Consider the following 13,549-nt stretch of genomic DNA (forward strand, 5'->3'; position numbering starts at 1 on the left):
GGGCCGACGCGCCTGACATGCACACGCCCCGATACGGAACCGTACCGGGACGTTCGCATTCCGAACGCCGGGCGGTGGAACCCGCGTCAGCGGACGGGGATTCCGGTGCCCGGCGGGACGGTGATCAGTCCTCCGCGCCGTTCGCCGCGGCCGTCTTCTTGGCGGCGGTCTTCTTCGCCGTCGTCTTCTTGGCGGCCGTGGTCTTCTTCGCGGCGGTCGTCTTGGCGGCCGCCGTCTTCTTCGCCGGCGCCTTCTTGGCCGTCGTCTTCTTGGCCGTCGTCCTCTTGGCGGTCTTCTTCGCCGTCTTCTTGGCGGGACCCTTGGCGCGCTTCTCGGCCAGCAGCTCGAACCCGCGCTCGGGCGTGATCGTCTCCACGCTGTCGCCCGAGCGCAGCGTCGCGTTGGTCTCGCCGTCGGTGACGTACGGGCCGAAGCGGCCGTCCTTCACCACGACCGGCTTCTCGCTGACCGGGTCGGTGCCCAGCTCCTTCAGCGGCGGCTTGGCCGCGGCCCGGCCACGCTGCTTGGGCTGGGCGTAGATCGCCTGCGCCTCCTCCAGCGTGATGGTGAAGATCTGGTCCTCCGACTGCAGCGACCGCGAGTCCGTGCCCTTCTTCAGGTACGGGCCGTAGCGGCCGTTCTGCGCGGTGATCTCCTGGCCGTCGGTGTCCACGCCGACCACGCGCGGCAGCGACATCAGCTTCAGCGCGTCGTCGAGCGTCACCGTGTCCAGGGACATCGACTTGAAGAGCGAGGCGGTGCGCGGCTTGACCGCGTTCTTGCCGGTCTTCGGGGTGCCCTCGGGCAGGATCTCCGTGACGTACGGGCCGTAACGGCCGTCCTTGGCGACGATCGTGTGCCCGGTCGCCGGGTCGGTGCCCAGCTCGAAGTCGCCGCTCGGCTTGGCGAGCAGTTCCTCGGCCAGCTCGACGGTCAGCTCGTCGGGCGCCAGGTCCTCCGGGATGTCGGCGCGCTGGTGCTCCTCGGTGTCCTTCTCGCCGCGCTCGATGTACGGGCCGTAGCGCCCGACCCGCAGCACGATGCCGTTGCCCACCGGGAACGACGACACCTCGCGCGCGTCGATCGCGCCCAGGTCGGTCACCAGCTCCTTCAGACCGCCGAGGTGGTCCCCGTCGCCGTTGCCCGCCTCGGCCGCGCCGCCGTTGCCGGTGCCCTCGCCGAAGTAGAAGCGCTTCAGCCACGGCACGGCGCGGGCCTCGCCGCGCGCGATGCGGTCGAGGTCGTCCTCCATCTTCGCGGTGAAGTCGTAGTCGACGAGCCGGCCGAAGTGCTTCTCCAGCAGGTTGACCACGGCGAAGGAGAGGAACGACGGCACCAGGGCCGTGCCCTTCTTGAACACGTAGCCGCGGTCGAGGATCGTGCCGATGATCGACGCGTACGTCGACGGGCGGCCGATCTCCCGCTCCTCCAGCTCCTTGACCAGCGACGCCTCGGTGTAGCGGGCCGGGGGCTTGGTGGCATGGCCGTCGACCGAGATCTCCTCGGCGCTCAGCGCGTCGCCCTCGGCGACCTGCGGCAGCCGGCGCTCGCGGTCGTCCAGCTCGGCGTTCGGATCGTCGGCGCCCTCGACGTAGGCCTTGAGGAAGCCGTGGAAGGTGATGGTCTTGCCGGACGCGCTGAACTCGACGTCCCGGCCGTCGGCGGCGGCGCCGCCGATCTTCACCGTCACGCTGTTGCCGGTCGCGTCCTTCATCTGCGAGGCGACGGTCCGCTTCCAGATCAGCTCGTAGAGCTTGAACTGGTCGCCGGTCAGACCGGTCTCGGCGGGCGTGCGGAAACGGTCCCCCGAGGGACGGATCGCCTCGTGCGCCTCCTGCGCGTTCTTCACCTTGCCCGCGTAGGTGCGGGGCTGCGGCGGCAGGTAGTCGGCTCCGTACAGCTGCGTGACCTGGGCGCGGGCGGCGGCGACCGCCGTCTCGCTCAGGGTCGTCGAGTCCGTACGCATGTAAGTGATGTAGCCGTTCTCGTACAGCTTCTGCGCGATCTGCATCGTGGCCTTCGCGCCGAAGCCGAGCTTGCGGCTCGCCTCCTGCTGCAGCGTCGTCGTACGGAACGGCGCGTACGGCGAGCGGCGGTACGGCTTGGACTCGACCGAGCGGACCGCGAACCGCGTGTCCTCCAGGGCGGCGGCGAGCGCGCGGGCGTTCGCCTCGTCGAGGTGGAGGATGTTCGCGCTCTTCAGCCGGCCCAGCGAGTCGAAGTCGCGGCCCTGCGCGACCCGGCGTCCGTCGACCGTCTGCAGCCGCGCGACCAGCGTCGACGGGTCGCTCGGGTCACCGGCGCGGCCGGTGGAGAACGTGCCGGTCAGGTCCCAGTACTCGGCGGAGCGGAACGCCATGCGCTCGCGCTCCCGCTCGACGACGAGCCGGGTGGCGACGGACTGCACGCGGCCGGCGGACAGCCGCGGCATGACCTTCTTCCACAGGACCGGCGAGACCTCGTAGCCGTAGAGACGGTCGAGGATGCGGCGGGTCTCCTGGGCGTCGACCAGCTTCTGGTTGAGCTCGCGCGGGTTGGCCACGGCCTCCCGGATCGCGTCCTTGGTGATCTCGTGGAACACCATGCGCTTGACCGGGATCTTCGGCTTCAGCACTTCCTGGAGGTGCCACGCGATGGCCTCGCCCTCGCGGTCCTCATCGGTGGCGAGGAAGAGCTCGTCGGACTCCTTCAGCAGGTCCTTGAGCTTCTTGACCTGCGCCTTCTTGTCCGCGTTGACCACATAGATCGGCTGGAAGTCGTGTTCGACGTCCACACCGAGGCGGCGCACCTCGCCGGTGTACTTCTCCGGAACCTCCGCGGCGCCGTTGGGAAGGTCGCGAATGTGCCCGACGCTCGCCTCGACGATGTAGCCAGGGCCGAGATAGCCCTTGATCGTCTTCGCCTTGGCAGGCGACTCGACGATGACGAGTCGGCGGCCGCCGTTCGCGGTCTCGCTGGTCGGGGACAACTTCGCTCTTCTCTCCGTCGACGCTCGGGCCTCCCCAGGCGCTTCTCCCCGGGGTCGGGTCATGGTGACGCTGCGGAGTGTGACGGTACATCCCGCCCCCGTGTCAAACGGGAAAAGCCCGCAACGGCCACTCGAACGGTAACCCGACTACCACCGTTCCTGCCGCCCGGAGTGTCCAGACTCCGCCCGCTCTTATGCGGAGCGCAATCCCCCGGTTACCGGGGGCGTCCGGGTTTCGACGTGCCTCAGAGGCGGGTGAGGCACCAGGCGCCGAGGGCCAGGCAGGCGGTCGCGACGGTCCCGGCGACCGTGGCCGATGCGACGCGGTTCACACCGAGGGCGACCGGGCGACGGTGCCGCGCGCGGGACACCGTCCAGGCCAGCAAACCGGCACCGAACAGGCAGAACACCGTCCCCGTGAAGATCGCAGGCCCGCTCTCCATCGTCGCCCGCGCCCCCTCTCGCCCGTTCCCGCGCCGACTGCCGGGGACGCTGCCAGGCCCGGGCGGCGGGAGGACGAACCGGAGGTGAACGGAGCGGCTCGGGAGGGCGGCGGGAAGACCGGAAGCAGGCAGGCGCGGTCCGCTTCCGGAAATTTCCGCGAGTTCCGGACAGCCGGGCGCCGGGGCCGGCATGGGCGTGAAAGATGCGGCGCACGACACAGGGCGTACGGGAGCCGGGCAGCGTGGCGTGTGTGACCGGAGGGGCGTGTGTGACGTGCCGTGGCGCGGTTCGTTGTCGTCCGCGGGGCGGTGGGGGCTGGTCGCGCAGTTCCCCGCGCCCCTTGAGGCGCGGCGCCCTGTAGGGGCGCGGGGAACTGCGCGAGCAACCCACGACCACCCGCACCCGAACTCGGAGCCTCAGTCCACCGGGTTCAAAAACCCCTGCTCCACCAGCAGCCGAATCTGCGCCGGGGTGCGGTCGCGCAGCAGCACGGGGTCCTCACCGAGCAGCTGGGCGATGGCGTCCAGGATCCGCCCGGCGGTCATCGTGCCGTCGCAGACGCCGGCGAACCCCGCGCCGATGGTGTCGACCTTGGTCGCCCGGCGCATCCCGCGGTTCGACCGCAGCACGACGTGCTCCGGGTCCTCGGCGCCGGGCAGCCCGACCTGTTCCTGCACCACCTCGGGCGCCAGCTCGAAGCGCGCCTCGAGCAGCGCCGCGTCGTCGTGCGACCGCAGGTAGTCCAGCCGCTCGAAGTGCGCCCGGACCGTGTCGCCGAGCGGCTGCTCCACCGGGTGCGGCCACTCCTCCACCGTGACCGACGGCACGGCCGCGTCCGACCGGCGCAGGGTGATCCAGCCGAAGCCGACCGCCTTGACCTTGCGCGCCTCGAACTCGTCCAGCCACGCGTCGTAGCGCGCCCGGTACTCCGCCTCGTCCCCGCGGTGGTCGCCCGCGTCCCGCAGCCACAGCTCGGCGTACTGCGTCACGTCCTGCACCTCGCGCTGCACGATCCACGCGTCGCAGCCGCGCGGCACCCAGGAGCGGAGCCTGTCCTGCCAGTCCTCCCCCTCCACGTGCTGCCAGTTGGCGAGGAACTGCGCGTACCCGCCCTCGGTGAGCCGCTCCCCCGACTGCTGGACGAGCGTGCGGCACAGGTCGTCCCCGCCCATCCCGCCGTCGCGGTAGGTCAGGCGCGCCCCGGGCGAGATCACGAACGGCGGGTTGGACACGATCAGGTCGTACGTCTCGTCGTCCCGCAGCGGGGCGAACAGCGACCCCTCACGCAGATCGGCGGCCGGGACCCCGGACAGCGCCAGGGTGAGCGCCGTGATGTGCAGGGCGCGCGGGTTGACGTCGGTGGCGGTCACGCGCGTGGCGTGCCGGGCCGCGTGCAGGGCCTGGATGCCGGACCCGGTGCCGACGTCGAGCGCCGACCTCACGGGCGTACGGACGGTGATGCCGGCCAGCGTCGTGGACGCGCCGCCGACGCCGAGGACCACGCCCGGCTCCCGGCTGCCGATGCCCCCGGCGCCGCCGACCGCGCACCCGAGGTCCGACACCACGAACCAGTCCTCGCCGTCGGACCCGCCGTACGGCCGGACGTCCACGGTCGCCGCGAGCGTGTCCCCGCCGGCCGGGCGGAGCCAGCCGCTCTCCAGGCACACGTCGACGGGCAGGACACCCTCCAGGCCCGCGCGCGCCACCGGTTGCTGGAGCAGGAACAGCCGGACCAGCAGCTCCAGCGGGGTGTCCCCGCGGGTGGCGCGGAGCGCGGGCACGGTCTCGCTGCGGGCCAGCGCCGCGTAGGCGGGGGCGCCGAGCAGGTCGAGCAGTCCGTCGGCGGTGAAGGAGGCGCCGAGCAGCGTCTCCCGCAGCCGGGCGGCGGCGTCGGTGCGGTCGGACGAGGGCAGGGGCGGCAGGCTGGCGTCACTCACGCCCCCCATTGTGGCCGCCGCCCCCACCCGGCGCGCACCCGCGTGCGTTGAGCCGCCGTCAGCTCCCGGTGTCGCGCCGGGGCGGGCGGGAGCACGGTCAGCTCTTGGTCGCGCCCGGTGGGAGCCCGTGTCAGCTCGTGCTCGCACCCGCGCCGCGCGAGCGGATCAGCTCTTGGTCGCGCCCGCCGACGCCGTGGCCGTCCGGCAGCTGGCCTGACGGGACATGGCCTCGCCGACCTCGCCCTCCTCCAGCGCGCTGAGGGCGTCGCTGCCGCTCTTGCTCAGCTTGTCCAGCTCGGCCGCGATGTCCTTCAGACCGTCGGCGAAGTCCGCCTGGTCCTTGGTGTTGAGGCCGTCGACCTGCTTCTTCAGGGTGGCGTAGGACGCGGAGATGCTGTTGAGCTCCTTCACGGCGTCCTGCTGCTTCTGCTCGCCGTTCTCGACGTCGGGCGCGCCGGCCTTGTTCACGGCGGCGCCGATGGCCTTGTAGGCGTCGGACATGTCCTGGAAGGCCTTCGAGTCGGCCGCCTGGACCGCCTGCGGCGTGCTGTTGTCCGAGGTCTCCTTCTGGATGGCGGTGTTGGCCGCCTTGATCTTGGCGGCCTGCGGCTGGACGGCGTCGCAGACCTCCTTCGCCCAGGCGTTCAGCTTCTCGTCGCTGTCGTCGCCGCCGCATCCCGTCAGCGCCAGTACCAGTACCGCACCGCCGGACAGCGCGGCCGCGAGCTTCTTGTTCACCGGATTGGTCCCTTCCATGGCCTTCGGCCCCGGAACATACACGCCGGATGGCCTACACCCACTTGTCGGACATCCGGCATGACACCTTTTGCAGCCATTTGCACCAGACGAGACAAGGGTCACGGGCGCGAAACGGTGCGGGCGGGCGGCGCGTCAATCCGCGCCGCCCGCCCCCACCTTGATCCGGTGTCCGGCGTGCCCTACCGGGAAACCACCGCCGGATCGGGCGAGTTGGACTCCGGTTCCGCGCCTCCCTCGTCGTCGTCCACGGCGATCCCGCGCCGCTTGGACACGTACACCGCGACGATGATGACCAGCGCCGAGAGGACTGCGATCAGCACCCGCATCCCGACGCTCTTGTCGGCGCCGTAGGAGAACTTGATGACCGCGGGCGCGATGAGCAGCGCCACCAGGTTCATCACCTTCAGCAGGGGGTTGATCGCGGGACCGGCGGTGTCCTTGAACGGGTCGCCGACCGTGTCGCCGATGACGGTGGCCGCGTGGGCCTCGCTGCCCTTGCCGCCGTGGTGGCCGTCCTCGACGAGCTTCTTGGCGTTGTCCCACGCGCCGCCGGAGTTGGCGAGGAACACCGCCATCAGCGTGCCCGCGCCGATCGCGCCCGCGAGGAACGCGCCGAGCGCGCCCACACCGAGCGTGAACCCGATGAAGATGGGCGCCGTCACCGCGAGCAGACCGGGCGTGGCGAGCTCCCGCAGGGCGTCCTTGGTGCAGATGTCGACGACCTTGCCGTACTCCGGCTTCTCGCTGTAGTCCATGATCCCGGGCTTCTCGCGGAACTGCCGCCGCACCTCGTAGACCACCGAACCCGCCGACCGCGACACCGCGTTGATCGCCAGCCCCGAGAAGAGGAAGACGACCGCCGCGCCCGCGATCAGGCCGACGAGGTTGTTGGGCTGCGAGATGTCCATCATCAGGGTCAGCGGCGCGCCCTCGCCGCTGAGCCGTTCGCCCACCTCCCGCGCGCCGGTGGTGATGGCGTCCCGGTACGAGCCGAACAGCGCCGACGCCGCGAGCACGGCCGTGGCGATGGCGATGCCCTTGGTGATGGCCTTGGTGGTGTTGCCGACCGCGTCCAGGTTGGTGAGCACCTGCGCGCCCGCGCCCTCGACGTCGCCGGACATCTCGGCGATGCCCTGCGCGTTGTCGGAGACCGGGCCGAAGGTGTCCATCGCGACGATCACGCCGACCGTGGTGAGCAGACCGGTGCCGGCCAGCGCCACCGCGAACAGCGCCAGCATGATCGACGTGCCGCCCAGCAGGAACGCCCCGTACACGCCGAGGCCGATCAACAGGGCGGTGTAAACGGCCGATTCCAGCCCCACGGAGATGCCGGCGAGGACCACGGTGGCCGGTCCGGTCAGCGAGGTCTTCCCGATGTCTCGCACGGGGCGCCGGGTGGTCTCGGTGAAGTAGCCGGTGAGCTGCTGGATGAGCGCGGCGAGCACGATGCCGATGGCCACCGCGACCAGCGCGAGGACCCGCGGGTCGCCGCTCTTGGCCAGCACCGCCGTGTCGGTCACTCCGTCGAGGTCGGCGTACGACGACGGCAGGTAGACGAACGTGGCGATCGCGACCAGGACGAGCGAGATCACCGCGGAGATGAAGAACCCTCGGTTGATCGCGCTCATGCCGCTGCGGTCGGCGCGCCGGGGCGCCACCGCGAAGATGCCGATCATCGCGGTGATCACACCGATCGCGGGGACCAGCAGCGGGAACGCCAGTCCCGCGTTGCCGAAGGCCGCCGACCCGAGGATCAGCGCGGCCACCAGCGTCACGGCGTACGACTCGAAGAGGTCGGCCGCCATGCCCGCGCAGTCGCCGACGTTGTCGCCCACGTTGTCGGCGATGGTCGCGGCATTGCGCGGATCGTCCTCCGGAATGCCCTGCTCGACCTTGCCGACCAGGTCGGCGCCGACGTCGGCGGCCTTGGTGAAGATGCCGCCGCCGACGCGCATGAACATCGCGATCAGCGCGGCCCCGAGGCCGAAGCCCTCGAGCACCTTCGGCGCGTCGGCCGCGTACACCAGCACGACACAGGCGGCGCCGAGCAGACCCAGCCCCACCGTGAACATGCCGACCACACCGCCCGTACGGAAAGCGATCTTCATCGCCTTGTGCGAAACGGTGGTGAGATCCTTTTCCGGCTCACCCTCGGCGGGAGTGGCTTCCCGGGCCGCGGCTGCGACCCGGACATTGCTGCGTACCGCGAGCCACATGCCGATATAGCCGGTGGCCGCCGAGAACGCCGCTCCGATCAAGAAGAACACCGATCGCCCGGCACGCTGATTCCAGTCGTCCGCGGGCAGCAGCATGAGCAGGAAGAAAACGATCACGGCGAATACGCCGAGCGTGCGCAGCTGGCGGGCCAGATAGGCGTTGGCGCCCTCCTGGACCGCGGCCGCGATCTCCTTCATGCTGTCGGTGCCCTCGCCGGCCGCGAGCACCTGGCGTACCAGGATTGCCGCGACGGCCAGCGCCGCCAGGGCCACGATGCCGATGGTCACCACGAGCACGCGGTTCTCGTCGGTCAGCACGGCGGCTGCGAGGGATGTGGGTTGGCCCGACTCGTATGAGATGGAAAGCCCCGCCATTCGTCCTCCTTGACGCTTGGGCTGAGCTCAAGATGTGGACGGGATTGTAGGTACCGGAACCTGATCTAAACAGACCGCGAGAAATGTAAATGGCGTGCAGTCGCTCTTCACCATTGATCTCCGGCGACCGGTCGGCCGAAAATCAGTAATGCCTTCGGGGCATTCTCGTGATCGCATTTTCCCGGGCGCGGAGGATCGTGAACGAATTCACGCGATCTTCCGCTGGGAACCACTGTAAGCGCGGTCCCCGGACCCCGCACATGCCGAAGGGCCCCCACGCAGGGGGCCCTTCGGAAAACGGTCGGCGTACGGGTGAACCGGTCAGGTGAACTGCGCGGCCGGCGGCGTGGTCGGCCACCTCATGCGGATCGATCCGCCGTTCTCCCCGGCACTGACCTCGACGTCGTCGACGAGGCCGCTGATGACCGCGAGGCCCATCTCGTCCTCCTCGGACTCCGCGTCGGGGTCACCGAGCACCTCGTCCGCCGAGCGGGCACGGACGGGAGCGTGCGGGGCCTCGTCGCCGACCTCGATGGAGAACTGCTTCTCCTCCTCGGTCAGCAGCACCCGCACGGGCGCCGAGATACCGCCGTGCTGGTGCAGCCCGACGGCGCGGGAGCAGGCCTCGCCGACGGCGAGCCGCACCTCGTCGAGGACGGCCTCGTCCACCCCGGCCCTGCGCGCCACCGCCGCCGCCACGAGCCGGGCGGTCCGGACGTGCTCGGGCAGCGCGCTGAAGCGGAGTTCGACGGTGGCCATGCATCCCCCTCGCGACTACGGGCGTGCGCTGAAGGGGCCGGGCCGCCGAACGCCTGGCCCCCCTTAGGTGTCTCTCGTGCTGCCCGGGCACGGCGGCCCGGGAGCGGGTGGTCAGTCGGTCGCCGCCACCGCTTCCTCGACCGAGGTGTGGATCGGGAACACCTTGGTGAGGCCGGTGATGCGGAAGATCTTCAGAATGCGCTCCTGGTTGCAGACCAGGCGCAGCGAGCCCTCGTGGGCTCGCACCCGCTTCAGGCCGCCGACCAGCACGCCGAGACCGGTGGAGTCGAGGAAGTCCACACCTTCCATGTCGACGACAAGGTGGAAATTGCCGTCGTTCACCAGCTCGACCAGCTGCTCGCGCAGCTTGGGCGCGGTATATACGTCGATTTCGCCACCGACCCTGACGATCGTGCGATCGCCCACGGTCTCGGTCGACAGGGACAGGTCCACGGATCCTCCAGCACCTAGCTATCGAGCGGTCGCCCTTGGGACATCTCGGCTCAGCCCCCGGGACGGTTCGCCAGCCGCCATGGCATTCAATCACTTACCGGCAGGCGTGCACGACGCCTTGGCCCCATTGTCCGTCACGCCGGTGACACACTCGGTGCCGATGGCCAAGAATCACCGATCCGATCGACCCCCGACGGACACGCGATCCGGGACCGCCGCGCCGGGCGACGTCCTGGACCGGCTCGCGTCCGGACCGAGCCGGGCTTCGCGCATTACTCATACGGAGCACTTGCCCCCGCGTGCGGGTCGGCATGCCGTCTGGCCGGACCGGATCCGCGCGGAAGTGATCGCCGCCGTCCAGGCCGCAGGAATCGAACACCCCTGGGCCCACCAGGCGCGGGCCGCCGAGCACGCCCTGGACGGCGACTCGGTGGTGGTCGCCACCGGCACGGCATCCGGCAAGTCCCTGTCGTACCTCGTGCCCGTGCTGTCCACGCTGCTGGACGGGGCCGAGGCGCCGAACGGCAGGGGCGCCACCGCCCTCTACCTCGCCCCCACCAAGGCCCTCGCCGCGGACCAGTGCCGATCCGTGAAGGAACTTTCACAGCCACTGGGCCATTCGGTGCGCGCGGCGGTCCACGACGGCGACACTCCGTTCGAAGAACGCGAATGGATCCGCCAGTACGCCAACTACGTCCTGACCAACCCCGACATGCTGCACCGGGGCATCCTGCCGTCCCACCCCCGCTGGTCCTCCTTCCTCAAGGCGCTCAAGTACGTCGTGATCGACGAGTGCCACACCTACCGGGGCGTGTTCGGCTCGCACGTCGCCCAGGTGCTGCGCCGGCTGCGGCGGCTGTGCGCCCGCTACGGCGCGTCGCCGGTGTTCCTGCTGGCCTCGGCGACCGCCGCCGAGCCGGCCGTCGCCGCCCGCCGCCTCACCGGCCTGCCCGTGGTCGAGGTCGCGGACGACGCCTCACCCCGCGGTGAACTGGTGTTCGCCCTCTGGGAGCCGCCGCTGACCGAGCTGCACGGCGAGAAGGGCGCCCCGGTCCGCCGCACCGCCACCGCCGAGGCCGCCGACCTCCTCACCGACCTCACCGTGCAGGGCGTCCGCTCGGTCGCCTTCGTCCGCTCCCGGCGCGGCGCCGAGCTGATCTCCGTGATCGCCAAGGAGCGCCTCGCCGAGGTCGACCGCGCCCTGCCCCCGCGGGTCGCCGCCTACCGGGGCGGCTACCTCCCCGAGGAGCGCCGCGCCCTGGAACGCGCCCTGCACTCCGGCGAACTCCTCGGCCTCGCCGCCACCAACGCCCTCGAACTCGGCATGGACGTCTCCGGCCTGGACGCCGTGGTCATCGCCGGCTACCCGGGCACCCGCGCCTCCCTGTGGCAGCAGGCCGGCCGCGCGGGACGCTCCGGGCAGGGCGCGCTCGCGGTGCTCGTGGCCCGCGACGACCCGCTGGACACCTTCCTCGTCCACCACCCGGAGGCGCTCTTCGACCGCCCCGTCGAGTCGACCGTCCTCGACCCCGACAACCCGTACGTCCTCGCCCCGCACCTGTGCGCGGCCGCCGAGGAACTGCCCCTCACCGAGGACGACCTCGCCCTCTTCGGCCCCACCACCGAGGAGCTGCTGCCGCAACTGGAGGCCGCGAAGCTGCTGCGCCGCCGGACGCGGGCCTGGCACTGGACGCGCCGCGAGCGGGCCGCCGACCTCACCGACATCCGCGGGGAGGGCGGACGCCCCGTCCAGGTCGTCGAGGCAGGGACGGGCCGGCTGCTGGGCACGGTCGACGCGGGCGCCGCGCACACCAGCGTCCACGAGGGCGCGGTCCATCTGCACCAGGGCCGCACCTACGTCGTCCGCTCCCTCGACCTGGAGGACTCCGTCGCCCTGGTCGAGCAGGCCAGCCCGTCCTACACGACGGTGGCCCGGGACACGACGTCCGTCTCCGTCCTGGAGACGGACACCGAGATCCCCTGGGGCGACGGACGCCTCTGCTTCGGCTCCGTCGAGGTCACCAACCAGGTCGTCTCCTACCTCCGGCGGCGGGTCATCACCGGCGAAGTGCTCGGCGAGACCAAACTCGACCTCCCTCCTCGTACGCTGCGCACCCGCGCCGTGTGGTGGACGGTCACCGAGGACCAGCTGGACCGGGCCCGCATCAACCCGGAGATCCTCGGCGGCGCCCTCCACGCGGCCGAGCACGCGTCGATCGGCATGCTGCCGCTGTTCGCCACCTGCGACCGCTGGGACATCGGCGGCGTCTCGATCCCGCTGCACCCCGACACCCTGCTGCCCACGGTCTTCGTCTACGACGGCCACCCGGGCGGCGCGGGCTTCGCCGAACGCGCCTTCCACACCGCCCGCTCCTGGCTCACCGCCACCCGCCAGGCCATCGCCTCCTGCGAGTGCGAGGCCGGCTGCCCCTCCTGCATCCAGTCCCCCAAGTGCGGCAACGGCAACGACCCCTTGCACAAGCGGGGGGCCGTGCGGCTGCTGGACGTGCTGCTGGAGGGGGCGGGTGAGGAGAAGGCGGTCGAGGAGACGGCGGAGAAGGCCTCGGAAGCGGGGGCTTCCGAGAGGGCCGGCGACCGGCTCAGCCCGTCGCCCGAGGGGCCGGCGGCACCCGCACCCGACCCGCAGGTCCCGCCCGGGCCCTGACCTCCGCGGCGAACGGCCCCCCGCCGGACGCCACCGACACGTCCGACACCTCGCCGGTCATCACGCACCGCACCAGCCGCGCGTCCTGGGCCCGGGCCACCCGGTCCGCCCGCGCACACGCCTCCGCCGCACCCCCGCCCAGTGGTCGGCGGCGGCGAGCGCCGCGAGGTCCGCGCCTCCCGCCGCCCGGTGCCGGACCACCACGGCATGCCCCAGGGCCAGCACCACCCCGAACACCACGCACAGCACGGCGACCGCGCCGACGCACCAGACGGAGGCGGAGCCCCGGTCGGCCGGACTCCGCGAGGCCTCCTTCACCTCCCCGCGTCCACGGCCACCACCGTCTCCTCGACCGCCGCCACGGCTTCCTCCCTCAGCTCGAAGGGCAGCGCCCGCAGCATCGGCGCCCGGGCCACGACGGTCACCCGGACCTGCTCGGCGTCCCGGCTGACGGTGACCCGCGCACCGGCCGGCGCGGCCTCCCGGGTCACCTCGACCACCGCGTCCGGCGAATCCTGCCGAGCCGCCGCCCGGGCCCCTGCTCGTGCCGCGTCCACGCACAGGATCTGCGCGGCCACCACCATCAGCCCCCACACCAGCGCCGTCACGAACAGCACCAGCACGGGCAGCACCAACGCCGCCTCCGCCGTCACGAACCCTCGGTCGCACCACCTCTCGCATCGTCTGCCGCGCCATCTGCCGCGCCCCCCGTCACATCCGGCCATCGAGGGCCTGCTGCACGATGTTCCGCAGGGCCGTGCTGACCGGACCGCTGTTGACCACCCGGTAGAGCACCACGGCGAACGCCACCGCCGCCACGATCCCCATGGCGTACTCCGAGGTCACCATCCCGGCGTCCCTCCGCGCCCCGCGCACCCTCGCCGTCAGGGCACGCAGCCGCGCCCGCACCACCTGATACATCCCAGCCTCCATACGTTTCGCGTCAGTTGTTCGTCGTCCGCTGCCGTCGTCC

Annotated in this window: 10 protein-coding genes and 1 pseudogene; 1 reads left to right on the forward strand and 10 read right to left on the reverse strand. The window is 71.5% G+C overall.

What is annotated here, in order from left to right; genetic code table 11:
* Positions 1-124 precede the first annotated feature (124 nt).
* The 7 genes from topA to bldG all read right to left on the reverse strand — a co-directional run bounded on the left by topA (position 125) and on the right by bldG (position 9,911).
* Positions 125-2,968, reverse strand: coding sequence for a type I DNA topoisomerase (gene topA / locus ACQY0Z_RS05440; protein ID WP_439811905.1), 2,844 nt, complete (start codon positions 2,966-2,968; stop codon positions 125-127).
* Positions 2,969-3,213: 245 nt separating this feature from the next.
* Positions 3,214-3,411 carry a hypothetical protein gene (locus ACQY0Z_RS05445; protein WP_381727759.1) on the reverse strand — a complete coding sequence of 66 codons (198 nt, stop codon included), beginning with the start codon at positions 3,409-3,411 and terminating at the stop codon, positions 3,214-3,216.
* A 417-nt stretch (positions 3,412-3,828) separates the two neighbouring features.
* Positions 3,829-5,358: a DUF7059 domain-containing protein gene (locus ACQY0Z_RS05450; protein WP_189897487.1), complete on the reverse strand. Its 1,530-nt coding sequence runs from the start codon at positions 5,356-5,358 to the stop codon at positions 3,829-3,831.
* Positions 5,359-5,514: 156 nt separating this feature from the next.
* Positions 5,515-6,105, reverse strand: coding sequence for a small secreted protein (locus tag ACQY0Z_RS05455; RefSeq protein ID WP_189897489.1), 591 nt, complete (start codon positions 6,103-6,105; stop codon positions 5,515-5,517).
* 182 nt (positions 6,106-6,287) lie between these two features.
* Positions 6,288-8,699, reverse strand: a complete 2,412-nt coding sequence (locus ACQY0Z_RS05460) for a sodium-translocating pyrophosphatase (protein WP_189897491.1) — start codon at positions 8,697-8,699, stop codon at positions 6,288-6,290.
* Between the two features lie 321 nt (positions 8,700-9,020).
* The gene (locus ACQY0Z_RS05465; protein WP_189897492.1) at positions 9,021-9,458 is read right to left on the reverse strand and encodes an ATP-binding protein; all 438 of its coding nucleotides are present in this window, start codon (positions 9,456-9,458) and stop codon (positions 9,021-9,023) included.
* 111 nt (positions 9,459-9,569) lie between these two features.
* Positions 9,570-9,911 (reverse strand): anti-sigma factor antagonist BldG, encoded by a 342-nt coding sequence (bldG, locus tag ACQY0Z_RS05470; protein WP_019527076.1) that lies wholly within the window; start codon positions 9,909-9,911, stop codon positions 9,570-9,572.
* A 79-nt stretch (positions 9,912-9,990) separates the two neighbouring features.
* On the opposite strand from bldG, the gene ACQY0Z_RS05475 reads away from it, so the two are divergent.
* The gene (locus tag ACQY0Z_RS05475) at positions 9,991-12,576 is read left to right on the forward strand and encodes a DEAD/DEAH box helicase (RefSeq protein WP_439811906.1); all 2,586 of its coding nucleotides are present in this window, start codon (positions 9,991-9,993) and stop codon (positions 12,574-12,576) included.
* Here ACQY0Z_RS05475 and ACQY0Z_RS05480 read toward each other — a convergent pair.
* From ACQY0Z_RS05480 to ACQY0Z_RS05490, 3 genes and pseudogenes are all read right to left on the reverse strand, one after another.
* Positions 12,512-12,894, reverse strand: a pseudogene (locus tag ACQY0Z_RS05480) (Rv3654c family TadE-like protein). The gene ACQY0Z_RS05475 and the pseudogene ACQY0Z_RS05480 overlap by 65 nt on opposite strands.
* Positions 12,891-13,301 carry a TadE family type IV pilus minor pilin gene (locus tag ACQY0Z_RS05485; protein ID WP_439811907.1) on the reverse strand — a complete coding sequence of 137 codons (411 nt, stop codon included), beginning with the start codon at positions 13,299-13,301 and terminating at the stop codon, positions 12,891-12,893. The pseudogene ACQY0Z_RS05480 and the gene ACQY0Z_RS05485 overlap by 4 nt, the downstream one beginning before the upstream one ends.
* Entirely contained in the window at positions 13,288-13,497 is a 210-nt protein-coding gene (locus ACQY0Z_RS05490) for a DUF4244 domain-containing protein (RefSeq protein WP_033274961.1), read from the reverse strand. The genes ACQY0Z_RS05485 and ACQY0Z_RS05490 overlap by 14 nt, the downstream gene beginning before the upstream one ends.
* Positions 13,498-13,549 lie beyond the last annotated feature (52 nt).

This window comes from Streptomyces sp. P9-2 (genome assembly GCF_051903975.1).
Classification (GTDB): Bacteria; Actinomycetota; Actinomycetes; order Streptomycetales; family Streptomycetaceae; genus Streptomyces; species Streptomyces cellulosae.